This is a genomic window from Streptomyces sp. NPDC030862 (assembly GCF_055571835.1).
On record NZ_JBVIEN010000002.1, the window covers coordinates 45,175 to 68,344 of the forward strand.

General features: G+C 72.2%; 20 protein-coding genes. 11 read left to right on the forward strand and 9 right to left on the reverse strand.

What is annotated here, in order from left to right:
• Nucleotides 1–12: 12 nt before the first annotated feature.
• Together ACZ42X_RS04445 and trhA are read right to left on the reverse strand one after the other, a co-directional pair.
• Nucleotides 13–630, reverse strand: coding sequence for an acyl-CoA-like ligand-binding transcription factor (locus ACZ42X_RS04445; RefSeq protein WP_468284226.1), 618 nt, complete (start codon nt 628–630; stop codon nt 13–15).
• An 18-nt stretch (nt 631–648) separates the two neighbouring features.
• Complete coding sequence (trhA, locus tag ACZ42X_RS04450; protein ID WP_468285572.1) at nt 649–1,326, reverse strand: PAQR family membrane homeostasis protein TrhA; 678 nt, start codon at nt 1,324–1,326, stop codon at nt 649–651.
• A gap of 253 nt (nt 1,327–1,579) precedes the next feature.
• On the opposite strand from trhA, the gene ACZ42X_RS04455 reads away from it, so the two are divergent.
• Both ACZ42X_RS04455 and ACZ42X_RS04460 read left to right on the forward strand, forming a co-directional pair.
• Nucleotides 1,580–3,406, forward strand: coding sequence for a phosphoenolpyruvate carboxykinase (GTP) (locus tag ACZ42X_RS04455; RefSeq protein ID WP_468284228.1), 1,827 nt, complete (start codon nt 1,580–1,582; stop codon nt 3,404–3,406).
• 292 nt (nt 3,407–3,698) lie between these two features.
• Nucleotides 3,699–5,435: a YncE family protein gene (locus tag ACZ42X_RS04460; RefSeq protein WP_468284230.1), complete on the forward strand. Its 1,737-nt coding sequence runs from the start codon at nt 3,699–3,701 to the stop codon at nt 5,433–5,435.
• 84 nt (nt 5,436–5,519) lie between these two features.
• Here the strand turns inward: ACZ42X_RS04460 and ACZ42X_RS04465 are convergent, their stop codons facing one another.
• The 3 genes from ACZ42X_RS04465 to ACZ42X_RS04475 all read right to left on the reverse strand — a co-directional run bounded on the left by ACZ42X_RS04465 (nt 5,520) and on the right by ACZ42X_RS04475 (nt 7,606).
• On the reverse strand, nt 5,520–5,912 hold the full coding sequence (locus tag ACZ42X_RS04465) for an SCO4983 family protein (RefSeq protein ID WP_468284232.1): 393 nt from the start codon (nt 5,910–5,912) through the stop codon (nt 5,520–5,522).
• An 82-nt stretch (nt 5,913–5,994) separates the two neighbouring features.
• The gene (locus ACZ42X_RS04470; protein WP_361427854.1) at nt 5,995–7,206 is read right to left on the reverse strand and encodes a pyridoxal phosphate-dependent aminotransferase; all 1,212 of its coding nucleotides are present in this window, start codon (nt 7,204–7,206) and stop codon (nt 5,995–5,997) included.
• Nucleotides 7,207–7,315: 109 nt separating this feature from the next.
• Nucleotides 7,316–7,606 carry a hypothetical protein gene (locus ACZ42X_RS04475; RefSeq protein WP_361427852.1) on the reverse strand — a complete coding sequence of 97 codons (291 nt, stop codon included), beginning with the start codon at nt 7,604–7,606 and terminating at the stop codon, nt 7,316–7,318.
• Between the two features lie 117 nt (nt 7,607–7,723).
• On the opposite strand from ACZ42X_RS04475, the gene mptB reads away from it, so the two are divergent.
• Nucleotides 7,724–9,196 (forward strand): polyprenol phosphomannose-dependent alpha 1,6 mannosyltransferase MptB, encoded by a 1,473-nt coding sequence (mptB, locus tag ACZ42X_RS04480; RefSeq protein WP_468284235.1) that lies wholly within the window; start codon nt 7,724–7,726, stop codon nt 9,194–9,196.
• On the opposite strand, the gene ACZ42X_RS04485 is transcribed toward mptB, so the two are convergent.
• Entirely contained in the window at nt 9,132–10,742 is a 1,611-nt protein-coding gene (locus ACZ42X_RS04485) for an N-acyl-D-amino-acid deacylase family protein (protein WP_468284237.1), read from the reverse strand. The genes mptB and ACZ42X_RS04485 overlap by 65 nt on opposite strands.
• Nucleotides 10,743–10,757: 15 nt before the next feature.
• Entirely contained in the window at nt 10,758–12,023 is a 1,266-nt protein-coding gene (locus ACZ42X_RS04490) for an alanine racemase (protein ID WP_468284239.1), read from the reverse strand.
• Between the two features lie 137 nt (nt 12,024–12,160).
• On the opposite strand from ACZ42X_RS04490, the gene ACZ42X_RS04495 reads away from it, so the two are divergent.
• Genes ACZ42X_RS04495 through ACZ42X_RS04505 form a run of 3 tightly spaced genes read left to right on the forward strand, consistent with a single transcriptional unit; the run spans nt 12,161 to nt 14,495 of the window.
• Nucleotides 12,161–13,324 (forward strand): sugar kinase, encoded by a 1,164-nt coding sequence (locus tag ACZ42X_RS04495; RefSeq protein WP_468284241.1) that lies wholly within the window; start codon nt 12,161–12,163, stop codon nt 13,322–13,324.
• Nucleotides 13,321–14,094, forward strand: a complete 774-nt coding sequence (locus ACZ42X_RS04500) for an IclR family transcriptional regulator (protein ID WP_468284243.1) — start codon at nt 13,321–13,323, stop codon at nt 14,092–14,094. The genes ACZ42X_RS04495 and ACZ42X_RS04500 overlap by 4 nt, the downstream gene beginning before the upstream one ends.
• On the forward strand, nt 14,091–14,495 hold the full coding sequence (locus ACZ42X_RS04505; RefSeq protein WP_468284245.1) for a RidA family protein: 405 nt from the start codon (nt 14,091–14,093) through the stop codon (nt 14,493–14,495). Before ACZ42X_RS04500 ends, ACZ42X_RS04505 begins: the two co-directional genes overlap by 4 nt.
• Nucleotides 14,496–14,553: 58 nt before the next feature.
• Here ACZ42X_RS04505 and ACZ42X_RS04510 read toward each other — a convergent pair whose 3' ends face one another.
• Nucleotides 14,554–15,909 (reverse strand): M14 family metallopeptidase, encoded by a 1,356-nt coding sequence (locus tag ACZ42X_RS04510; RefSeq protein ID WP_468284247.1) that lies wholly within the window; start codon nt 15,907–15,909, stop codon nt 14,554–14,556.
• A gap of 207 nt (nt 15,910–16,116) precedes the next feature.
• On the opposite strand from ACZ42X_RS04510, the gene ACZ42X_RS04515 reads away from it, so the two are divergent.
• Together ACZ42X_RS04515 and ACZ42X_RS04520 are read left to right on the forward strand one after the other, a co-directional pair.
• Nucleotides 16,117–17,436, forward strand: a complete 1,320-nt coding sequence (locus ACZ42X_RS04515; protein ID WP_468284249.1) for an Nramp family divalent metal transporter — start codon at nt 16,117–16,119, stop codon at nt 17,434–17,436.
• A gap of 33 nt (nt 17,437–17,469) precedes the next feature.
• A complete protein-coding gene (locus ACZ42X_RS04520; RefSeq protein ID WP_361427824.1) occupies nt 17,470–17,826 on the forward strand; it encodes a hypothetical protein in 357 nt (118 codons plus the stop codon).
• On the opposite strand, the gene ACZ42X_RS04525 is transcribed toward ACZ42X_RS04520, so the two are convergent.
• A complete protein-coding gene (locus ACZ42X_RS04525; RefSeq protein WP_468284251.1) occupies nt 17,827–19,521 on the reverse strand; it encodes a chitinase in 1,695 nt (564 codons plus the stop codon).
• Nucleotides 19,522–20,183: 662 nt separating this feature from the next.
• On the opposite strand from ACZ42X_RS04525, the gene ACZ42X_RS04530 reads away from it, so the two are divergent.
• The 3 genes from ACZ42X_RS04530 (at nt 20,184) to ACZ42X_RS04540 (ending at nt 23,165) form a co-directional block, all read left to right on the forward strand.
• Nucleotides 20,184–21,062, forward strand: coding sequence for a hypothetical protein (locus ACZ42X_RS04530; protein WP_468284253.1), 879 nt, complete (start codon nt 20,184–20,186; stop codon nt 21,060–21,062).
• Between the two features lie 125 nt (nt 21,063–21,187).
• Nucleotides 21,188–21,907 (forward strand): Flp pilus assembly protein CpaB, encoded by a 720-nt coding sequence (gene cpaB, locus ACZ42X_RS04535; protein ID WP_468284255.1) that lies wholly within the window; start codon nt 21,188–21,190, stop codon nt 21,905–21,907.
• A gap of 7 nt (nt 21,908–21,914) precedes the next feature.
• Nucleotides 21,915–23,165 (forward strand): AAA family ATPase, encoded by a 1,251-nt coding sequence (locus ACZ42X_RS04540; RefSeq protein ID WP_468284257.1) that lies wholly within the window; start codon nt 21,915–21,917, stop codon nt 23,163–23,165.
• The last annotated feature ends 5 nt before the right edge of the window (nt 23,166–23,170 follow it).

Here is a 23,170-nt window from a genome sequence, read left to right on the forward strand (position 1 = left end):
AGCGAAGGGCCCCTAGAGCGAAGGGCCGCCGCTGAGCGTGTCGAACGCCCGGTCGATGAGCGCGATCAGATCGTCCCGCTGATCGCGCTCCGCCCAATGGAGCAGTACCTCGCGCAGAGCGCCCATGACGGCGGCGGTGAAGACCCGCACCTCCAGGTCGTCCGCCGCCCGCCCGGTGCGGTCGGCGAGGACGCGGGACAGTAGCTGGGAGGTCTCGGCCATGGTCTCGGTCATCCGGGCCCGTACGGCCGGGACCTCCACCAGCAGCCGGGCGCGCTGCCGCATCTCCTCCGGCTCGTGCTCCAGGAGCTCGGCCGCGGCCTGCGTGAGCACGGCGTGGAGCGACCGCAGGGGCTCCTCGCCGGCGGGCCGGGCCCGCAGCGCCGCCTCGATGACCGGGTCGTACTCATCGGTGAGGACGATGTCCTCCTTGGCCGGGAAGTACCGGATGACCGTGCTGGGCGAGACCTCCGCCGCCTCGGCGATCTGCTCGATGGTGGTCGCCTCGTACCCCCGCTCGGCGATCAGCCGGTAGGTGGCCCGTCTGATCGCCACGCGGGTCTTGAGCTTCTTGCGCTCCCGCAGGCCCATGGGCTGACGCGCGGCGAGGAGCGGGGTGCGGGCGGCCATGGAACCCATTGTCGCGGCTCAGGCGTGCTGGTACGCCACCAGCGAGATCCCCACGTAGTGGGCGACGAACGCCGCCAGCGTGAGGGAGTGGAACACCTCGTGGAAGCCGAACCAGCGCGGTGACGGGTTCGGCCGCTTGATGCCGTACACCACGCCGCCCGCGCTGTAGAGCAGGCCGCCGACGACCACCAGGACCAGCACGGCGATGCCGCCCTTGCGGGCGAAGTCCGGCAGGAAGAAGACGGCCGCCCAGCCCATCGCGATGTAGCACGGCGTGTACAGCCAGCGCGGGGCACCGACCCAGAACACCCGGAACGCGATCCCCGCCACCGCAGCCGCCCAGACCGCCCACAGCAGCACCCGCCCGGTGGAGTCGGGGAGGAGCAGCAGCGTCAGCGGGGTATAGGTGCCCGCGATGATCAGAAAGATATTGGCGTGGTCCAGCCGGCGCAGTACGGCGGTGGCGCGCGGGCCCCAGTCGCCCCGGTGGTACAGCGCGCTCACGCCGAAGAGCGCACATGCGGTCAGGGCGTAGATGCCGCACGCGATCCGGCCGCGGGTGGAGTCGGCGAGCGCGGTCAGGACGATGCCGGCGATCAGTGCGGCGGGGAACATCCCGGCGTGCAACCAGCCACGCAGCTTCGGCTTCGACACGCTGTGTGTTATCTCGGTCACGTCGTCAGGTCCATCGGGCATGGCCGCTGCAGTCATGCCGGAATGCTACCGACGCCTCCGTAGGTGGGGTGTTGGAGGCCGATGAGGGAGGTGTGGGGGCGTAATGAGTGGCAATGCTCACGTGAGAGGCCCTCTGGACATATGCGCACCGGACGCGGATGATCAGATGAGTGCGGTCGGCACCGGATGAGCGCCAGGAGATCAATGCCGTGAAGCATCCGGGTCGCAGCCCCCACGGGGCAGACAACCTCAAACCCCTCAACAAGGAGCAATCGTGGCGCGCGACAACGCGGCTCCCTCCACCGTCGTCCCCACCAACCACCGGGAACTGATCTCCTGGGTCGACGAGATCGCAGCAATCACGCAGCCGGACCGCGTCGTCTGGTGCGACGGTTCCGAAGCCGAGTACGAGCGTCTGTGCGAGGAGCTCGTCGCCAAGGGCACGTTCCGCAAGCTGGACCCGATCAAGCGCCCGAACTCGTACTACGCCGCGTCCGACCCCTCCGACGTCGCCCGCGTCGAGGACCGCACCTTCATCTGCTCCGAGAAGGAGGAGGACGCGGGCCCCACGAACCACTGGAAGGCCCCCGCCGAGATGCGGGAGATCTTCACGGGTGACGAGGGCATCTTCCGCGGCTCCATGAAGGGCCGCACCATGTACGTGGTCCCCTTCTGCATGGGCCCGCTCGGGTCGCCGCTCTCCGCCATCGGCGTCGAGATCACCGACTCCGCGTACGTCGCCGTCTCCATGCGCACCATGACCCGCATGGGCCAGGCCGTCCTCGACGGGCTCGGCGACGACGGCTTCTTCGTCAAGGCCGTCCACACCCTCGGCGCCCCGCTCGCGGAGGGCCAGGAGGACGTGCCGTGGCCCTGCAACACCACCAAGTACATCTCGCACTTCCCGGAGTCCCGCGAGATCTGGTCGTACGGCTCCGGCTACGGCGGCAACGCCCTGCTCGGCAAGAAGTGCTACGCCCTGCGCATCGCGTCCGTCATGGCCCGCGACGAGGGCTGGCTCGCCGAGCACATGCTGATCCTCAAGCTCACGCCGCCGCAGGGCGAGGCGAAGTACGTCGCCGCGGCCTTCCCGTCCGCCTGCGGCAAGACGAACCTCGCGATGCTGGAGCCCACGATCTCCGGCTGGACCGTCGAGACGATCGGCGACGACATCGCGTGGATGCGGTTCGGTGAGGACGGCCGGCTGTACGCGATCAACCCCGAGGCGGGCTTCTTCGGCGTCGCGCCCGGCACCGGCGAGCACACCAACGCCAACGCCATGAAGACCCTGTGGGGCAACGCCGTCTTCACCAACGTCGCGCTCACGGACGACAACGACGTGTGGTGGGAGGGCATGACCGAGGAGGCGCCCAAGCACCTCGTCGACTGGAAGGGCAACGACTGGACGCCGGACTCCGAGACGCCGGCCGCCCACCCCAACGCCCGCTTCACCGTGCCCGCCTCGCAGTGCCCGATCATCGCGCCCGAGTGGGAGGACCCGAAGGGCGTGCCGATCTCGGCGATCCTCTTCGGCGGCCGCCGCGCCACCGCGGTCCCGCTGGTGACCGAGTCCTTCGACTGGCAGCACGGCGTCTTCCTCGGCGCCAACGTGGCGAGCGAGAAGACCGCCGCCGCCGAGGGCAAGGTCGGCGAACTGCGCCGCGACCCGTTCGCCATGCTGCCGTTCTGCGGCTACAACATGGGCGACTACATGGCCCACTGGATCAAGGTCGGCAAGGGGGCCGACGCGGCCAAACTGCCGAAGATCTACTACGTCAACTGGTTCCGCAAGAACGACGCGGGGAAGTTCGTCTGGCCCGGCTTCGGCGAGAACAGCCGCGTGCTGAAGTGGATCGTGGAGCGCCTCGACGGCAAGGCCGAGGGCGTCGAGACCCCGATCGGCATCCTGCCGACGCGCGAGTCCCTCGACACCGACGGCCTGGAGCTGCCCGAGGAGGACCTCGACTTCCTGCTCAAGGTCGACACCGAGGTGTGGCGCGAGGAGGCGGCCCTCATCCCCGAGCACCTCAACACCTTCGGTGACCACACGCCGAAGGAGCTGTGGGACGAGTACCGCTCGCTGGTCGCCCGCCTGGGCTGACCCGCGCCGCCAAGACCTCGCGGCGGGTCAGCCTGCATCCGCCCTGACCTGTGGGTTCACGAATGACCCGCCGCGATGCACCGGCCCCTGGAGCCCCCTCAGGCTCCGGGGGCCGATTTGCGCGGGCCGGATTTTTCCGCGCCTGCTTTTCGAACTCCTGTGTGCAATCTGTGCACGGCGGTTACATTTCCCCCACGTGTCCCTCTCCTCACGGAGGGGGCAACCATGCCTGTGGGGGGCCCAGTTGAGTACGTCCGTAGCATCCGCACCGTCCACACCGTCCGCCCGGTCCGTGCGTTCCCGGCGGCGCGCCACATCGACGCTCGTCGCCCTCGCGCTCACCCTCGGCACGGCCGGCCTGGCCACGGCCGTCGCGCCCGCCGCGTACGCCGCCGAGGCGAGCGACGTCGTCGCCAAGCTGCCGATCTCCTCGTACTCCGCGATGGCCGTCGACTCCGCGCGCGAGCGCGTGTACATCGCGGACAAGCAGTCCTACTACTACAACGACAAGGGCCGGGTCCTCGTCTACAACTTCCAGGGCCAGCAGGTCGCGGTCCTGACCGGCACCGGCCCGGTCACCGGGCTCGCGCTGAGCGCCGACGGTGCGACGCTGTACGCCGGTGAGCGTGAGTTCATCGCCGCGTATGACACCGCCACGCTCCAGCCGACCGGCCGGACCCCGGCGTACAGCGAGACGTGCGGTCGTGAACTCGCCTTCTCGGGCGGCAAGCAGTGGCACACCAGGGGGAACGCCCCGTACGACTCCGAGTGCGCGTACGCCGTCCACGCCCTCGACTCCGTCAGCGGCGGTGTCCAGGCCGCCACCGGCTGGAACGTCACCGGCCGGATGCTGCTGGAGACCGGCGCGGGCGCCGAGAACCGCCTGTTCATGGGCCAGGCCAAGAACGAGAGGGCCACCGACCCGGCCCTGACCTCCTTCGACACCAGCGGGGAGACCCCGGTGCGCGGCGACTCGCGCCGCTTCGCGGACGCCGAGGGCAAGGGCGGCCTGGACCTCAAGGACCTGGCGGTCAGCGCGGACGGCAAGCGCCTCGCGGTCGCCGACGCGGCGTACGGCACCCGGCTGCTGAACTCCGGTGACCTGCTCGACGCCCCGACCCCGTACCAGCCGCTGCCCGAGGGAGCGGTCGCCTCCGGGGTCGCCTTCAGCGGGGACGGGAAGTACATCGCCCGCGGCGCCTCGGCCGGCGGCTCCACGCCGGACCTGCTGATCCAGCCGGCCGACCCGGCCAACGGCACCACCGCGCTGGAGTTCGCCTACGAGGGCGAGCTCGACGGCAGCCGGGTCGTCCCGCGCGGCATGGAGTGGTCCGCGGACGGCTCCCGGCTCTTCGCGCTCACCACCAACGCCGGCGGCAACGCCTTCTGGCTGCACGTCATCCAGCCGCCGGCCGCGCAGTACGACTCCCGCTTCACCGGCACGCTCACCTCCACCCCCGCCCAGGCCGTCATCGGCGAGCCGGTCGGCATCCGGGGCCGGCTGGAGCTGGACGGCCCGGCGCCCGCCGAACCGGCCAAGGTCACGGCCGTCCGCACCGACGCCGACGGCACCCGGAAGACCGCCGCCGCCGAGGTCGCCGCCGACGGGACGTTCACCGTGCTGGACGTGCCCTCGCGGGTGGGGCAGTCGACGTACACGCTCTCCTTCCTCGGCGACCTCACCCACCGGCCGGCCGAGGACGTCAGCCTGACCGTGTCCGTGGCCAAGGCGCCCACCGCGATCACGCTGACCGCGCCCGCCGAGGCGTCCAAGAGCGCGGGCCTGGAGATCACGGGCAGGCTCACCGCGCAGGGCCCGGCGCTGCCGCAGGGGCTGACGCTCGGGGTGCAGCGCGCCGACCGGCTGGGCAGCGGGACCCTCACCTCGGTGGCGGTCGCGGCGGACGGCACGTTCCGCATCAACGACCTGCCGAGGACGCGGGGCGCGGTGACGTACACGGTGACGTACGCCGGTGACGACACGCACGCGGCGTCGAGCGCCGCGGCGACGGTGCGGGTGGTCCGCTGACGCCACCGCCGCCGAGCTCCCGTCGGGGAGCCGGGTGAGTGGCACCCGGCCCGCGCGCCTGAGACGGCCGCGGGCCGGGGCCGATCAGAGGGCGCCGACCGGGCGCGGCCGCTCCAGCGCGGCGCTGTGCGCGTCCATGCGCTCGGCGGCGAGGATCGCGGCGGCCGTGTCGGCGCGGGAGGCGGCGACGACCAGGGCCCGGCCCGCGAGGGTGTGGGCGCGGCGGTGCAGATCCGCCGGCTCGGCTCCGGTGAGGCCCGCGTGCCGGGCCGGCGGCGCGCCGCGCAGCCGGGCGACCTGTTGGGCGATGCGGTCCGCCGCCGCGTCGTCGCCCAGCTCGTCGGTGACGGCGAGCAGCGCGGCGAGGTGTCCGGCGAGCTGGATGTCCAGCTCCTCCTCGCGGGAGCGGTGCGGGATCCGGTCCTGGGCGTCGCCGGCCATCCGGTGGACCGACTTGGTGCGGATCGGTTCGTACATGGTGGACGGCCTCCTGCTCTCGGACAGGAGGCCATCCTACATTGGAATCTGTCTAAAGTTGAGTTCGCTTTAAGTGCAGGGTTCAGGGCTGGCTGTAGCCGTCCAGGAAGTTCCCGATGCGCGTCACCGCGTCCGCCAGGTCCGTCGCGTTCGGCAGGGTCACGATCCGGAAGTGGTCCGGCTCGTGCCAGTTGAAGCCCGTCCCGTGCACCACCATGATCTTCTCGGCCCGCAGCAGATCGAGCACCATCTGCCGGTCGTCCTTGATCTTGAAGACGTTCGGGTCCAGCCGCGGGAAGAGGTACAGCGCGCCCTTCGGCTTCACGCACGTGACGCCCGGGATCTGCACCAGCAGGTCGTACGCCACGTCCCGCTGCTCCAGCAGCCGCCCGCCCGGCTGCACCAGCGCCTCGATCGACTGCCGGCCCTGCAGCGCGGCGGCGATCGCGTGCTGCGCCGGCATGTTGGCGCACAGCCGCATGTTGGCGAGGATCGTCAGCCCCTCGATGTACGAGGAGGCGTGCGCCTTCGGGCCGCACACCGCCAGCCAGCCGCTGCGGTAGCCGGCCACCCGGTAGTTCTTCGACATGCCGTTGAACGTCAGCACCAGCAGGTCGGGCGCGATCGCGGCGGTCGGGGTGTGCGTGGCGCCGTCGTAGAGGATCTTGTCGTAGATCTCGTCCGAGCAGACGACCAGGTTGTGGCGGCGGGCGATCTCCGTCAGGCCGCGCAGCATCTCGTCGTCGTACACCGCACCCGTGGGGTTGTTCGGGTTGATGATGACGATCGCCTTGGTGCGGTCGGTGATCCTGCGCTCGATGTCGGCGAGGTCCGGCATCCAGTCCGCCTGCTCGTCGCAGCGGTAGTGCACCGCCGTACCGCCGGCCAGGGAGACGGACGCCGTCCACAGCGGGTAGTCCGGCGCCGGTACGAGCACCTCGTCGCCGTCGTCGAGCAGCGCCTGCATGGACATCTGGATGAGCTCGGAGACGCCGTTGCCGAGGTAGATGTCCTCGACCGAGAGGGGGATGCCCTTGGTCTCGTAGTGACTCATCACCGCGCGCCGGGCGGAGAGCAGGCCCTTCGCGTCGCCGTAGCCGTGCGACTCCCCGAGGTTGCGGAGGATGTCCTCCAGGATCGCGGGCGGGCACTCGAACCCGAAGGCGGCGGGGTTGCCGGTGTTGAGCTTGAGGATCCGGTGACCTGCAGCCTCCAGCCGCATCGCCTCCTCGAGCACCGGGCCGCGGATTTCGTAACAGACGTTGGCGAGCTTCGTGGACTGGATCACCTGCATATCGCGAGCTTACGGCGGTGGCGGGAGGGGCGCCTCGTGTTTTGTGCCACTCGGCGCCCGGCCCGGACCGCTGTCGTCGACGGAATCGGCGACGGATTCGGCGACGGACTCAGCGGACGAAGAGGCTCATGCCGTCGACGTCCTCCTCCCAGTCGTGCGCCTCGACGATCTCCTCGACCTCGCCCGTGCACCCGGGGAGCTCGTAGACGATCACGACGTCGTTGGTCAGGTTGTAGACGAGCGGCTCGATGGCGTGGAAGTCGTAGCAGCCGCTCGGGTTCGGCACGGCGGTGCGGTCGACGTACAGCGTTCCCTGCGCGCCGAACGCGGCGGTGGCGCCGGAGACGGCGACGGCCGCAGCGGCGGCCAGGGTGATGCAGACGGTGGCGATGCGGCGCATGGCGCCTCCCTTGGGGTGAGGGGTGGATCACCACTCACGGTAGGCGGCCGGGCGCTCCCCGCAACCGTGGCTGCTCCGAAGCGGGAGCCCCACCGCCACCCCCTAGGCTGGCCGGTCATGGGGCAGATGAGCGCGGTCGGGTACCGCCGACTGGGTGCGGCCGGGGCGGTCGCGGTGGCTGCGGGCGGCTGGGCGGCCGGATCGCTGCCCGCGCGCGACCCGTGGGGCCTGTGGGTGGCGCACGGCACCGCGACGACCGTGGCCGCCGCCCTCCTCGCGTACGCCGGACTCACGCTGCTCATCGCCGCCTGGTGGGGGTACGGGCGCGGCGCCCGCGAGGTGCCCGTACGCGAGACCCTCCGCACACTGGCCTGGTGGGCCGGGCCGCTGCTGCTCGCGCCGCCGCTCTACAGCGCCGACGCCTACAGCTACATCGCCCAGGGCGCGATGGTCCTCGAAGGCCACGACGTCTACGGCGCCGGGCCCTCGGTGCTCGACCCCGGCGGGCTCGGCGGAGACGCGGCGGCGAGTGTCGGCGGGCACTGGACCGACACCCCGGCGCCGTACGGCCCGGTCTTCCTGGTGCTCGCCCAGGCGGTGACCTGGGCGACCGGCGGAACGATCGTGCCGGCCGTCCTCGGCCTGCGGCTGATCGCCGTCGGCGCCCTCGCGCTGACCGTGTGGGCGCTGCGGAGCCTCGCCCGGGAGCGGGGCGCCGGCGAGAGCGGTGCGCTCTGGCTCGGCGCGCTCAACCCGCTGCTGCTGATCCACGTCGTGGGCGGCGTCCACAACGACGGCCTGATGATCGCCCTGATGCTGGCGGGCGTGGTGTGCGCCCTGCGCGGCCGCTGGATCCTCGGCAGCGCGCTCGTCGGCCTCGCCGCCATGGTCAAGTCACCGGCCGCCGTGGCGCTGCTCTTCATCGGCGTGATCGTCGCCCGCACGGCGGCGGGCCCCCGCGCCCGGCGCCTCGCCACGGGCCTGCTGGCCCCCGGCCTGGTCGCCGCGGCGGTCGCCGTCGCCGCGACGCTGCTGACGGGCACCGGCTTCGGCTGGCTCCGCACCCAGGGCGTCGCCGGGACGATCCACACCGCCCTGTCCGCCACCAGCGACCTCGGCCTCGGTCTCGGCCATGCGCTGCACCTCCTCGCGGGCACCGACCCCGCCCCGGTCAAGGCCGCCGTCCAACAGCTCGGCCTCGCCACCGCGCTCGCGCTCATCGCGTACCTGGCCTGGCGCTCCCTGCGCGGCCACCTCCACCCCGCGCACGCCCTGGGCCTCGCGCTCCTCGCCCTGGTCGCCCTCTCGCCGGTGGTGCAGCCCTGGTACCTCCTGTGGAGCGTGACCGCGCTCGCCGCCACCGCCACGCCCGACAGCCGGATCGTCCCCGCCCTCGCGATCCTGTCGGCCGCCCTGCCGTACGAGACCCAGCCGTCGGGGCACACCCCGGCGTACGGCTTCGTCCTGGCGGGGCTCGTGTGCGTGGGCGGGGCCTGGCTGGTGCGCCGGGAGCGGCGCGCGCCGGTCAGTGCCTCGCCCGCCGCACCGACCGCCCCGCCAGGACGTCCGTGCGGCGGCCGTCCGCGATGACGAAGCGGCCGTCGATCAGGACGTACGGGATGCCCGTCGGGGCGGTGCGCGGGGCCTCGAAGGTGGCGCCGGCCGCGACCGTGGCCGGGTCGAAGAGCACCAGGTCGGCGCGGTAGCCCTCGCGCACCAGGCCCCGGTCGGCGAGCCGGAGCCGGGCCGCGGGGCGGCCGGTGAGGTGGGCGACCGCCTCCTCCAGGGAGAGCACGCTCAGCTCGCGCGCGTACCGCCCCAGGTAGTGCGGGAACGTGCCGTATGCGCGCGGATGCGGCTTGGCGCCGCGCAGGATGCCGTCCGAGCCGCCCGTGTGCGTGCGGTGGCGCATGATCGCGCGGACGTTCTCCTCGTGGCCGACGTGCTGCAGGATCGTGGGGGCGAGCCGGTCCGCGAGCAGCAGGCGGCGGGCCGTCGTCCACGGCTCCTCGCCGCGTGCGGCCGCCGACTGCCGGATCGTACGGCCGACGTGCCCGGCGAGCGCCGGGTCGCCGACGCCCGAGATCTCGACGGTGTCCCACTCGACCGGCACCCCGTGGCAGCCGTCCGAGCCGGCCACTTCGAGGCCGTGCCGGATCCGGGCGGCGGTCGCCTCGTCGCGCAGCCGCGCCAGCGTCGCCGCCGGCCCGCCCTCGCTCGCCCAGCTCGGCAGCAGCGCCACCAGCGTCGTACAGCCGGGCGTGTACGGGTACGTGTCGAGGGTGATGTCCGCGCCCTCGGCCAGCGCCGCGTCCAGGAGCGCCAGCAGCTCCGGCGCCCGGCCCTCGTTGACGCGGAAGTTGAGCGTGGCGTGCGCCAGGTGCAGCGCGCAGCCCGCCTCGCGCGTGACCGCGATCATCTCCTCGTACGCCCGCAGCGCCCCGGCGCCGTAACTGCGGTGGTGCGGGCAGTAGTAGCCGCCGTACGCCGCCACCACCCGGCACAGCGCCGTCAGTTCGGCGTCGCGCGCGTACATCCCCGGCGTGTAGGTCAGCCCGGACGACAGGCCGACGGCGCCCTCCTCCAGGCCCCGTGCCACCAGCTCCCTCATCCGGGTGAGTTCGGCGTCGGTGGGCGGCCGGTCGTTCCAGCCCATGGCGTACGCGCGGACCGTCCCCTGCGGGATCAGGTACGCGGCGTTGACGGCGATGCCCTGGCCGCCGAAGTTGCGGTCCAGGCGGTCGAGGTACTCGCCGACGCTCCGCCAGTCGAAGGCGATGTCGGAGCCGTCGCCGTTCCACCCCGCGATGGCCGTGCGGACCCCGTCGAGCGTGCGGTCGTCGACCGGCGCGTACGACAGGCCGTCCTGGCCCAGCACTTCGAGCGTGACGCCCTGCGCCGCCTTCGCGCTGTGGTCCGGGTCGCGCAGGAGGGCGAGGTCGCTGTGGGCGTGCATGTCGATGAAACCGGGCGCGAGCGCCAGCCCGTGCGCGTCCAGCGTGCGCCGCCCCGACAGCGCCGGGTCACCGGCACGGCGCAGGGCCGCGACACGGCCGCCGGTGACGCCGACGTCGGCGCGGTACGACGGGCCGCCGGTGCCGTCGACGACGCGTGCGCCGCGTATGACGAGGTCCATGGCCGCCGGGCCGCTCTAGAAGAACGTCCGGATGTAGTCGACCACCGTGCCGTCCGCCTCCACCAGCGGGATCAGCTGCCACTTGTCGAAGATGGTGCACGGGTGCGACAGGCCCATGCCGACCCAGTCGCCCACCTCCAGCTCCGCCGCCTCCGCCGTCGTCTCCAGCCACGCGTGCTGGTCCGACAGGCGCGTCACCGTGATCCCGGCCGCGGGCCGCACCGACCCGTCGCGCGCCGAGCGCACCACCTGCGCCTCGGGGAGGTGCAGGTCGTACGCCGCGTCCCGCTTGCCCGCGTTGACGAAGGCCTGCTCCGGCGTGGGCCGGGACACCACCTGCGCCCAGAGGCGGAAGGCGGGCTGGAGGGCGCCCTCCTCGGGCACGCGGTTGAACGGGGTGAGGTTGCGGTACTGGCCGTCGTCGTGCGACACGTACGCGCCCGAGCGCAGCAGCTTCAGGACCGGGCGGGACAGCGGCGGCAGCTCGGCGAAGACCTCGGCCACCGTGTCGAACCAGGCGCTGCCGCCCGCGCTGACCACGATCTCGTCCAGGTCTGCGGGGAAGCGCCCCGCCTTGTCGAAGTCGACCGCGAGCCCGGTCAGCCGGCGCAGCCAGGCCCGTACGGTCTCCGGCGTGGCGTCCGGCACCTCGCCCTCGTAACCCGCGACACCGACCAGGCGCAGGTGGCGGGCCCCGGCGACGGCGTCGGCGACGGCGGCGCAGTCCTCCTCCGTACGCGCCCCGGTGCGCGCGCCGTCGCCCGCGCCGAGCTCGACGACGACGTCGACGGGGCGTGCCGTGGAGTCGAGCGCCTCCTCCATGAGCTCGACGCCGCGTACCGAATCGACGTAGCAGACGAAGTGGAAGTCCGGGTCGTCGGCGAGCTCCCGCGCCAGCCAGCGCAGGGCGGCGGCGTCGACGAGCTCGTTGGCGAGGAAGATCCGCCGCACGCCGAACGCCCGGTACACGCGCGCCTGGTGCGGCACCGCCGCCGTGATGCCCCAGGCGCCGTGGGCGATCTGGCGGTCGAAGAGGTGCGGCGCCATGGACGTCTTGCCGTGCGGGGCGAAGGCGAGGCCGTGCCGCTCGGAGTACGCCTCCAGGAGCGCGAGGTTGTGCGCGACGGACTCGGCGGAGAGCGCGAGGACGGGCGTGGTGAAGCCGCCGGTGAAGAGGTTGCGGCGCTGGGCCGCCAGCGCGCCGACGGTCAGGCCCTCGGCGTCGACCGGCAGCCCCTTGAAGCGGTGGTCGACGCGCTCGTCCTTGAGGTCGTCCGTCATGCGGGCCCCTCCTCCTGCTGGAGTAGCGTTGCGTGGTGCGCAATGCTCGTTGCGTATGCCGTTTGCCGCTGTCTAACATCCGGCTCAACGCCGGGTCAATGGACCCGGATGCGCGTGGCCCGTGAGGAGCCCCCAGCGTGACCGATGCCGATGCCGATACCGATGTCGTCTGCCTCGGCGAGTCCCTGGTCACCTTCCTGCCCTCCCGGCCGGGCCCGCTCGCCGACGTCCCCTCCTTCACCCGCGCCATCGGCGGCGCCGAGTCCAACGTCGCCTGCGCGCTGGCCGCCACCGGGCACCGCGTCCGCTGGGTGAGCCGGGTCGGCACCGACGGCTTCGGCGACCACCTGGTCGCGGCCATCGCGGCGTACGGCGTCGACACCGGGGCCGTACGCCGCGACCCGCACCGCCCGACGGGCGTGTACTTCCGCACGGCCACCGACCGCGCGGCGGCGGAACACGAGGTCGTCTACTACCGCGCCGGGTCCGCCGCCTCCGCGATGTCCCCGGAGACCGTGCCCCACGACGACCTCCGCCCGGCCCGCGTCCTCCACCTGTCCGGCATCACGGCCGCGCTGTCGGACGGCTGCCTCGCTCTGCTGCGCGGCCTCACCGGGCGGTGGCCCGGCCGCCCGCTCGTCTCCTTCGACGTCAACCACCGGCCGGCGCTGTCTGTGGCCCCGGGCGTCCTCCTGGAGCTGGCGCGCGGCGCGGATCTCGTCTTCGTCGGCGAGGACGAGGCGGAGGCGGTGTGGGGCCTGCGGGGTGCGGCGGCGATCCGGGAAGCGCTGCCGGAGCCGTGCGTGGTGGTCGTGAAGCAGGGCGCGGGCGGTGCAGTGGCGTTCAGCCGCTGCGCGGGGCTTGTTCCCCACCCCGCCCCTTCCCGTAACCGGGGCTGCGCCCCGGACCCCGTACGCGCTGCGCGCGTGTCCTCACACGCCGGACGGGCTGACACGCGCAGCGGCCACACCCACGTCCCCGCGCCCCGCGTCGACGTCGTCGCCCCCACCGGCGCCGGCGACGCCTTCGCCGCCGGCTTCCTCGCCGCCACCCTCCGCGGCCTCGACATGCGCCGGCGCCTGCGCCACGGGCACCTGATGGCCGCCGCCGCGCTCACCGTGCCGGGAGACGTCGGCGCGCCGCCCGCCACCGCGTACGCGGACCGGCTCGTGGAGCTCGACGACGCCGCCTGGGGGAGACTGCACCTCGGCCCGGGCTGGACGGCGACGGGGCCGAGGCCGGGGCCGCGGCCGCGGCCGGGAAACGGAACCGGGAACGACCAGGAGGCACGCACGCCATGAGCCAGACCGTCGACCGCGCGCTCAGCATCCTGCCGCTGCTCGCGCGCGGCCCCGCCGACCTCGGGCAGGTCGCGGACGCCCTCGGCGTGCACAAGTCCACCGCCCTGCGCCTGCTGCGCACGCTCCACGAGCACGGCCTGGTCTACCGCCAGCAGGACCAGCGCTACCGCCTCGGCGCCCGGCTCTTCGCGCTCGCGCAGGAGGCCGTCGAGAGCCTCGACGTCCGCGAGATCGCCCACCCCCACCTCGTACGGCTCGGTGAGCGGACTGGGCACACCGTGCACCTCGCCGTGTACGAGGACGGCGAGGTGCTCTACCTCGACAAGGTCGAGAGCCGCTACCCGGTCCGCATGTACTCGCGGATCGGCAAGCCCGTCGCGATCACCGTCGCCGCCGTCGCCAAGCTGCTCCTCGCCGACCTCCCCGAGCCGGAGCGCCGCGCCGTCGCCGCCAAGCTCGACTACCCCATGTACACGGCGCGTTCGATCCCCAACGCCGCGGCCTTCCTCAAGGAGCTCGCGACCGTACGCGAACAGGGCTGGGCCACCGACCTCGGCGGCCACGAGGAGTCCATCAACTGTGTCGCGGCGCCCGTCCGCGGCGCCGACGGCCGCGTCGTGGCCGCCATGTCGATCTCCGCCCCGAACGTCGTCGTCACCGCCGACGAACTCCTCGCCCTCCTCCCGCTGGTGCGCCGCACCGCCGACGCCGTCACGCGGGACTACTCCGGCACCACGACCCCGACTCCGACCCCGAAGGACGCCGCATGACCGAGAAGACCGCGATCACGCCCCCGACCCACACCGCGCCGCCCGCCGCCTTCTCGCACGGCGTCCGCAAGGGCAGCATCCTCCAGGTGGCAGGCCAGGTCGGCTTCCTGCCGGCCGTCGAGGGCGAACCCCCGACCGTCGCGGGCCCCACCCTGCGCGAGCAGACCCTGCAGACGCTGGCCAACGTCGAGGCGGTCCTCACCGAAGGCGGGGCGAGCTGGGAGGACGTGATCATGATCCGCGTCTACCTCACCGACACGGACCACTTCGCCGAGATGAACGAGATCTACAACGCGTACTTCAAGGACCTGAAGGCACCCCCGGCGGCCCGCACCACGGTTTACGTCGGCCTCCCCGCCGGCCTGCTCATCGAGATCGACGCCCTGGCCGTCCTGGGCTGACACGCACGGAACCGCCGTGGCACGGCAGGGAAGTCCGTGCCACGGCGGTCTCAGACGCCTACGCGCAGTACTGCTGCTCCTTGCCGATCGAGCGGTACATGCAGTCCGCGTTCTCGATCAGCTGCAGCACCGCGTCGCGGTTGCGGCTGGTCTCCCGCTCGATCACCTCGTCCGGCGGGTAGAAGCCGCCGCCGCTCGAGCCGCGCGGGTACATCTCGAAGGTGTAGCCGAAGATCTTGTGCGCACCCCACAGGTAGTCGTCGATCGACCCGTCCGTGACGTAGAGGTCGCTCGACTGCTGCGGCGTGTAGCCGTTGCTCGCGGCCATCTTGCGGCCGACCGCCGCGAAGGCGTCGCGGTCGTCCTGGGTCAGGCCGGGGGCGGTGTCGTTGTACGTGTAGCCGTACGGCCAGAGCACCAGCTCGCTGTACGTGTGGAAGTCGATGCCCGCCTTGATCTGCTGCTTGCCGCCGACGACCCGGGAGCGTACGAAGTCGGCGACGACCTTCACCTCGGGCGCGGACTCGGGGGCCGAGCCGCGGTAGGTCTCGGAGCCGTACGAGCCGGAGGAGCCGCCGCAGCAGCCCCACTTGAAGTTCCAGTTGCGGTTCATGTCCGTGCCGACGGACGTGGAGCCGGCGTTGGGCTGGCGGTTCTTGCGCCAGCTGCGGTAGGAGCCGGAGGCGATGTCGTACTCGCCGCCGTCCGGGTTGAGGTCGGGCACGATCCAGATCTCGCGGTTGTTGACGGCGCTGGTGATCCGGGAGTCGGAGCCGTAGCCCGCGCCGAGCTCGCGCAGCAGGTAGAGCGCCATCTCGACGGTGAGGTGCTCGCGCGCGTGCTGGTGGTGGGTGAAGAGGATCTCGGGCTCGTTCTCGTCCGTCGCCACGTTGTCGCTGATCTTGATGGCGACGATGTCGCGGCCCTGGTAGCTCTTGCCGATGACGCGGCGGCTCATGATGTTCGGGTACTGCTGGAGCCGCTGGGTGATCTCCGCGTTCATCTCGGCGTAGTTGTGGTAGCGCGAGTCGGCGGAGGGGAAGTCCAGGGCGCCGAGGGAGGTGCCGGACGCCTTGCCGCCGCTCCGGTCGGGCGGCCCGGGCAGGACCTCCAGCTTGTGGCCCAGGGCGCGCAGGCGGCGCGCCTGGTCGGCGGTGGCGCTGACGACGACCGCGTGGGAGTCGGCCTCGTCGATCGAGACGCCGGTGGCGGCGAGGGCGGTGCGCTCGGCGGGGGTGGACGGGCCGTGGATCTCGTACTGCCGGACGACCTCCTCCGCGGTGGCGGCGGGGGCGGCCGGTGCGTCGGTTCCGGTGCCGGTCGCGGCGCCGAGGGGCACGACGACGGCGAGCGCCAGCAGGGCCGTGAGGGTGGCGGACCTTCTGCCGCGTGAGCCGCGTATGCGAAGTCGCATGCTGAGTCTCCTGGGTGGGGGGTACGGGGTGGCTCTCCCCGTGCGAGGCATCGTGCGGCCGTGGCATGACCGCGTCAAGAGCCTGAGTCCGGCCAAGGTCGCTCCGCCGGCCGGCGCCGCCTCACCCCGCACGGCCCCTTGCGCGATCACCCCGCACCCGGTTACGTGACCTGACGTCACATGAGCGCGAGGGGAAGGTGGCCGGACATGACGGACGCGGACACGGCACGGACGGAGGGGACCGGCGAGGGCGCCCCCGGCACCCCCGGTGCCCCCGGGGTGCCGCCCCGCAAGGCGAGCTGGCGCTCCATCGGACCCGGCATCGTCGTCGCCGCCACCGGCGTCGGCGCCGGTGACCTGATCGCCACGCTCATCGCGGGCAGCAAGTTCGGCTACACCCTGCTGTGGGCCGCCGTCATCGGCTGCCTCGTCAAGATCTCGCTCGCCGAGGCCGCCGGCCGCTGGCATCTGGCCACCGGCCGCACCCTCTTCGACGGCTGGCGCAGCCTCGGCGCCTGGACGACCGTCTACTTCGTCGTCTACGTCGCCATCTGGGGCTTCGTCTACGGCGCGGCCGCCATGTCCTCCAGCGCGCTGCCGCTGAGCGCGCTCTTCCCGGGCGTCATGGACCTGAAGTGGTGGGCCGTGCTGTGCGGCCTCGTCGGCCTGGTCTTCGTCTGGTTCAACCGGTACGCCGTCTTCGAGAAGGTCATGACGGTCCTGGTCGGCGTGATGTTCCTGGTCACCGTCTACCTCGCCATCCGGGTCACCCCGCACCTCGGCGACGCGGTCGCCGGCCTCGCGCCCGTCCTGCCGGACGGCTCGCTGATCTACACCCTCGGCCTGATCGGCGGCGTCGGCGGCACCATCACGCTCGCCGCGTACGGCTACTGGGTCAACGCCAAGGGCTGGACCGACATCAGCTGGATCAAGGTCATGCGGTTCGACAACCGGGTCGCCTACCTCACCACCGGCATCTTCGTCGTCGCGATGCTCTTCGTCGGCGCCGAGCTGCTGCACTCCTCGGGCGTGGCGCTCACCAAGGGCGACAAGGGCCTGCTGGACCTGGGCAAGGTCCTGGAGGACCGGTACGGCGCCGCCACCGCCAAGCTCTTCCTGATCGGCTTCTTCGCCACCTCCTTCACCTCCCTCATCGGCGTCTGGCACGGCGTGAGCCTGATGTTCGCCGACTTCGTCGCCCGTTTCCGCGAGGGGAGGGGTGGGGGCGCAGCCGCCGCCGTCGTGGCGCGCGAGAAGTCGCTGCCGTTCCGCGCGTACCTGCTGTGGCTGACCTTCCCGCCGATCAGCCTGCTCTTCCTGGACCAGCCGTTCGGCCTGGTGATCGTGTACGGCCTGATCGGCGCGTTCTTCATGCCGTTCCTGGCGCTCACCCTCGTCTGGCTGCTCAACTCCGACCGTACGCCGCGCGAGTGGCGCAACGGCTGGCTGAGCAACGGCATGCTCGTCGCGGCGGGCCTGCTGTTCCTGGTGCTGTGCGTGCAGCAGGTGCGCGAGCTGCCCTGGTAGGGCCCCTGGGGACGCCCCTGGTAGAACTGCGGCATGAGCATGCCGCCCCAGCCGCCCCCTCCGGGCTTCGGCCCCCCGATACCCGTACCACCGCTCCACCCCACCGGCGGACCCGAGTTCGTCGCGCACGACAAGCACAACTCCGTCGTCGTCGACGCCTCCGGGGTCGGCCTGGAGGTCAACGGCTACCCCATGGACTTCCCGTGGGAGGCGGTCGCGACCGTGCACTTCGCGCCCGCCCCCCACGGCCACGTGCTGATGGTGGCCGTCCGCCACCCCGGTGGCATGCTCTACGAGTGCCGGATCGCCGCGCGCCGCAAGGCCCAGCTCCACCAGTGGCTGGCGGAGCTGGGCCCCGTGCTGCACTACTACCTCGCCGGACGGCGGTAGTTACGGCAGGTTGTGGACGTGCGGGCCCACCGCGTTGGACCACGCGTTGCCGGCCGTCGCGTCCCAGTTCGTGGACCAGGTCATCGCCCCGCGCAGCGCCGGGTACGTCTTCGACGGCTTGAAGGAGCCGCACCCGGTGCCGCGCGTCAGGCAGTCCAGCGCGTTCTTCACGACCGACGGGTCGACGTAGCCGCTGCCCGCGCCGCGCGGTGAGGCCGGGACACCGAGGCCGACCTGGGACGGGTCGAGGCCGCCCTCCAGCTGGATGCAGGCGAGCGCGGTGAGGAAGTCCACCGATCCCTGCGCGTACACCTTGCCGTCGCAGCCGAGCATCGAACCGCTGTTGTAGTACTGCATGTTGACCACCGTGAGGATGTCCTTCACGGCCAGGGCCGTCTTGAAGTACTCCGTCCCGGTGTTCTGCATGTCGATGGTCTGCGGCGCCATCGTCAGCACCATGCCGGGCCCGGCCTTGGCCGACAGCTGGCGCAGCGCCTTCGTCAGGTAGGTGGAGTTGATGCCGTGCTCCAGGTCGATGTCGACCCCGCTGAAGCCGTACTCCTGCATCAGGGCGTACGCGCTGTTCGCGAAGGCGGTCGCGGAGGCGTCGCTGTTGATCGTGACGTTGCCCTTCTCGCCGCCCACCGAGATGATCACCGACTTGCCGGCGGCCTTCTTCGCGGCGATGTCGGCCTTGAAGTCGGCGACCGAGGCGTAGCCGACGGCCGGGTCGAGGTTGAAGACGATCTGGCCGGGCGTGGCGGTCGAGTCCGCGAACGACACCGCGATGATGTCGTACTGCGCCTGCACGTCGCGCAGCTTCTGCACGGTCGCGCCGTTGTCGAAGTTCTGCCAGTAGCCGGTCACGGCGTGGCGCGGCACGGCCGGGTTCGGGTTGGTCCCGCCCGGGGCCGTCTTCCCGGTCACGGCCGCCGACTTGGCCGACTCGCCGGCGGCGTTGACCGCGCTGACCTGGAAGCTGTACGAGGTGTTCGCCGCGAGCCCGGTCACGGTCGCCGACGTGCCGGTCACGGTCTGGGCCTTGGTGCCGTCGCGGTAGAGGTGGTAGCCGGTGGCGCCCTGGACGGGGTTCCAGCTGAGGGCGACGGACGAGGAGGTCACCGCGCCGGCCGTGAGCCCGGCCGGGGTGGCGGGCACCACGGGGTCGGGGTCGCCGCCCCCGCCGCCGTCGGGGCCGAAGACGGAGACGTCGTCGGCGTAGTAGGCGGACTGCCCGTACCAGCCGTGCGTGTAGACCGTCACGGAGGTGGTGTTCGCGCCGGTGGTGAAGCGGGTCGTCAGCTGCTGCCAGCCGGCCGCACCGGGCGTCCAGGTCGAGACGTCGGTGGTGCCCGTGCCGCTCGCGCCGAGGTACGCGTACCCGCCCTGCACCCAGGCGCTCAGCGTGTACGTGGAGTTCGGCCTGACCGTCACGCTCTGGGCGCAGCGCGCGTTGTCCTGTCCGCTCGGCGTGGCCTTGAGGGCCGCGGTGCCGCCGTGCACGGGGGTGGAGACGGTGGTGCCGCTGCCCGCCGAGCAGCTCCAGTTGGCGAGGCCGGACTCGAAGCCCGCGTTCCTGGCGACGTTGACGTCGGCGGCCTGCGCGGTGCCGGCGCCGCCGATGAGCACCAGCCCGGACCCGGCGGCGAGCGCGAGCGCGCCCCCGAGCCATCTGCGTGCGCGAATGCGGTCCACTTGCTGCCTCCGGTGGGGAGTGGGGGAGTGGGGGGTACGGACGGAGAACGGTGGCCACCGCTGCCGCCAAGTTGGTCCAGACCAATCGCGTTGTCAAGACTTCCGGCACTGATCGCCGTCATATGACGGGCTGTCAGGCCGCGTCCTCCGGCAGCTGGTCCGCCGCGTACCCGCACCACGCACCCCACCGCCAGCACGGCGTTCGACAGGAACAGCCCCTCCGCCGCGAGCTCCCGCCACTGCAGCGCCATGTTCAGCCCCTGCGCCGCCACCGGCACCGCCGGCACGGCCGCCAGATGGCGGGCCGGCCGCTCCCGGTACGGCTCGCGGTGCGACCGCCACCTCCATACGCGCCGCCCCTTGCCCCCGTCGCCCGTTCGGATGATTCGGATGACCGGAAGCGGAGATGACGCAGCGACCCGGCGGGGGACGTGGGCCCTCGGGCCCCCATCCGGGCCCAGGCGTACGGGCCCGGGCGCGCCACGGGCGGGCCCGCCGACGCCCACCGCCGATTCCGGTTCCGCAAGGGTGCCGAAAGGTGTTCTCCGCCACGTAGGACGTGGATAAAGTGCTGCTGCAGGAGCAGCACGGAAGCACGACGTAGCAGTACGTAACTGCGGCCCGCCGGAACCCCGGTGGCCGGAGCCGAACGGGGAACCAGCGTGCCGACCGCAATAGCCGTGACCAGCGCCGATCTGGTGCTGCCGCCGACCGACCGCCAGACGCCCCCCGCGGCGGTGCTGCCGCCGCCCGAGGGCCAGCCGCTGGACGCCGCGCTCGCCGACATGCAGGTGCTGGTCGAACAGCACGGTTACGTCATCGCCCTGTACCCGGCGTCCATCCCGGTCGCGCACCAGCGGCGGCTGCACACCGTCCGCTCGGTCCTGGAGAGCGACCGCATCGCGCTGCTCAAGCTCGACCTGCCGCCGCTGGGCGTCGCCGTCCTCGTACGCCAACTGCGCCAGCTGTCGGTCCTCGACTTCAGCCCCGGGGTCGTCGCCTCCGCTGCGCGGCTGCTCGCGCACTACATCTACGCGGGGGCCCTGCTCAACTCGGTGACCAAGCTGGACCGGGTGCCGGTGAGCCTGAAGACGCACGCCAAGTCGTGGGTGCCCGGCTCGCAGTTCGGGGTGCTCGCCCATCCGAACCCCCAGCTGGTGAAGATCGGCGGCGGCGAGCTCGCCGGGCCCGAGTTCGGCACCCAGCTCCTCGTCGCCAAAGGGCAGTTGCAGTCGGAATGGGTCACCGCGGTCCTCGCACCCGCGTGGCGGGTCCAGGGCGTTCAGGAATCCCCGCTGCCGGCCGATTCGCCGAGGTGGTGGGGCACGGCGAAGATGATCGAATTCGCGGCGTTCCTGCCGGACGTTTCCGTGCTCTACCAGCTGGTCTCCTCGGTACGCCGGGAAATGTGCACCTGGTGCGGGATCGAACTCATCGGTGACCGCTGCGGTTTCTGTTCCGCACCGCTCGCGCCGCCCGAGAACCGACAACAGCCCGACGGTGTCCTGAACCATGGAACACCGATGCGCCACGGGTCGTAAACGCGCACCACCGGCTCGGCTCGTACGCGTCGACCGCTCGAATCGACCGCTTGAATCGACCGCTCGGACCGACCGCCCGAATCGCCCGCTCGTCAGCCCCCGTCTCCCACGAGGTCGTCCTGCCCATGAATTCACGGCAACGCCGCGGCGTCATTCTGCTCCTCCTCTCCGTGCTCTGCGCGTTCGGCGCGTTCGCCGGAGTTCTCTCGGTGATCAGTGATGTGAATTCCAAGGTGGGGCCGGAGGTGACCGCGTACCGCGTCAAGTCGGATGTGGCCGCCTATACGGCTCTCCAGCCGGGCCAGTTCGAAAAAATCAAAATGCCCAAGCGCTGGCTCTCCGACAACGCCGTGACCGACCTCGGCGTACTCGACGGGAAGATCGCCGTCACCCAGCTCCGCAAGGGCTCGCTGCTCCAGAGCGACATGATCGTCAAGCGTCCGGCGCTGGAGAACGGCCAGCAGGAGATCGCCATCATGATCGACGCCGCCACCGGCGTCGCCGGCAAGATCACCCCCGGCTCGCTCGTCAACATCTTCGCCACCTTCGACGACGAGGGGAAGGGCAAGGGCGCCCTCGCCGAGTCCCGCATCATCGTGACCAACGCCCGCGTCATCGACGTCGGCAAGCTCACCGCCCTGGAGCCGAGCCGCGACGACCGCGGCAGCCGCGCCACCGAGGCCGTGCCCATCACCTTCGCGCTCAACACCCTCGACGCCCAGCGTGTCGCGTTCGCCGAGTCGTTCGCCGTCCACGTACGCCTCGCCCTGGTCGCGGACGGCAGCCCGACCACCCTGCGGCCCGGCGACGGCACGTACACCCTCGACGAAGACAAGAACAAGTGAGGGCCGGATGACCACACGCATCCTCCCGGCCGTCGGTGACGCCGACGCCGCCCGATCCGTCACCACGCTGCTCAGCCAGCTCCCCGACGCGGAGCCGGCCGGGCCGGTGGGGGACTCGACCTCACTGCTCGACACCCTGGCCCGGCTCGCCGCCGAGTCACTCGACGAGCTGCCCGAAGTCGTCCTGGTCCACGAACGGATCGGCCCGGTCCCAGCCCTGGAGCTGATCCGGGAGGTCGCCCTCCGCTTTCCCGCGGTCGGCGTCATCCTCGTCACCTCCGACGCCGGCACCGGCCTGTACTCGGCCGCCATGGACTCCGGCGCCCGCGGCCTGGTCGGGCTGCCGATGTCGTACGAGGAGCTCGCCCAGCGCGTCCAGGCGGCCGCCTCCTGGTCGACCGGCGTACGCCGCCACCTCGGCCACGGCGCCGCGGAGGCCCTCACCGGCCCCGGCGGCACCGTCGTCACCGTCAGCGGCGCCAAGGGCGGCGTCGGCACGACGGTGCTCGCGGTCCAGCTGGCGCTCGCGGCCCGCGCCTCCGGCAAGAACACCGCGCTCGCCGACCTCGACCTCCAGGCGGGCGACGTCGCCTCGTACCTCGACGTGCAGTTCCGGCGTTCCGTCGTCGACCTCGCCGGCATCCAGGACGTCGCGCCGCGGGTGCTCCAGGACGCGCTCTTCACCCACCCGACGGGCATCGGCCTGCTGCTCGCGCCCGCCGAGGGCGAGCGCGGCGAGGAGGTCGACGACCGCGCCGTACGCCAGATCGTCAGCGCCCTGCGCCACCGCTACGAGATCGTCGTCGTCGACTGCGGCACCCACATGACCGGCGCCAACGCCGCCGCCATCGAGATGGCCGACCTCACGCTGCTGGTCACCACCCCGGACGTGGTCACGGTCCGGGCGGCCAAGCGGATGGTGCGGCTCTGGGACCGGCTCCAGATCCGCAAGGCGGAGGAGACCGTCACCGTGGTCAACCGCCACACCCGCGCCACGGAGATCCAGCCGCCGCTCGTCGAACGCATCACCGGCACCCGCGTCGCCCGGACCGCCGTGCCCTCCGGCTTCAAGGAGCTCCAGCCGGCGGTCGACGCGGGGCGCATGCAGGACCTGGAGGCCAAGTCGGCGGTCAAGCAGGCGATGTGGGCGCTGGCCGGCGAGCTCGGCTTGGTCAAGGCACCCGAGGGCGTGGAGAAACAGGGAAAGTTCCGGGGCGACCGGGGTTCGATCGGCATGCTTCGTACCAGGAACAAGTGACGGGC

Bases quoted from the DNA above. Each gene is read 5' to 3' on its own strand.
- cpaB (WP_468284255.1), top strand. From the start codon at position 21,188: ATGAATTCACGGCAACGCCGCGGCGTCATTCTGCTCCTCCTCTCCGTG.
- ACZ42X_RS04505 (WP_468284245.1), top strand. From the start codon at position 14,091: ATGACCGAGAAGACCGCGATCACGCCCCCGACCCACACCGCGCCGCCC.
- ACZ42X_RS04515 (WP_468284249.1), top strand. From the start codon at position 16,117: ATGACGGACGCGGACACGGCACGGACGGAGGGGACCGGCGAGGGCGCC.
- ACZ42X_RS04470 (WP_361427854.1), bottom strand. From the start codon at position 7,206: ATGCAGGTGATCCAGTCCACGAAGCTCGCCAACGTCTGTTACGAAATC.
- ACZ42X_RS04445 (WP_468284226.1), bottom strand. From the start codon at position 630: ATGGCCGCCCGCACCCCGCTCCTCGCCGCGCGTCAGCCCATGGGCCTG.
- ACZ42X_RS04540 (WP_468284257.1), top strand. From the start codon at position 21,915: ATGACCACACGCATCCTCCCGGCCGTCGGTGACGCCGACGCCGCCCGA.
- ACZ42X_RS04510 (WP_468284247.1), bottom strand. From the start codon at position 15,909: ATGCGACTTCGCATACGCGGCTCACGCGGCAGAAGGTCCGCCACCCTC.
- ACZ42X_RS04485 (WP_468284237.1), bottom strand. From the start codon at position 10,742: ATGGACCTCGTCATACGCGGCGCACGCGTCGTCGACGGCACCGGCGGC.
- trhA (WP_468285572.1), bottom strand. From the start codon at position 1,326: ATGCCCGATGGACCTGACGACGTGACCGAGATAACACACAGCGTGTCG.
- ACZ42X_RS04475 (WP_361427852.1), bottom strand. From the start codon at position 7,606: ATGCGCCGCATCGCCACCGTCTGCATCACCCTGGCCGCCGCTGCGGCC.
- ACZ42X_RS04465 (WP_468284232.1), bottom strand. From the start codon at position 5,912: ATGTACGAACCGATCCGCACCAAGTCGGTCCACCGGATGGCCGGCGAC.
- ACZ42X_RS04520 (WP_361427824.1), top strand. From the start codon at position 17,470: ATGAGCATGCCGCCCCAGCCGCCCCCTCCGGGCTTCGGCCCCCCGATA.
- mptB (WP_468284235.1), top strand. From the start codon at position 7,724: ATGGGGCAGATGAGCGCGGTCGGGTACCGCCGACTGGGTGCGGCCGGG.
- ACZ42X_RS04500 (WP_468284243.1), top strand. From the start codon at position 13,321: ATGAGCCAGACCGTCGACCGCGCGCTCAGCATCCTGCCGCTGCTCGCG.
- ACZ42X_RS04490 (WP_468284239.1), bottom strand. From the start codon at position 12,023: ATGACGGACGACCTCAAGGACGAGCGCGTCGACCACCGCTTCAAGGGG.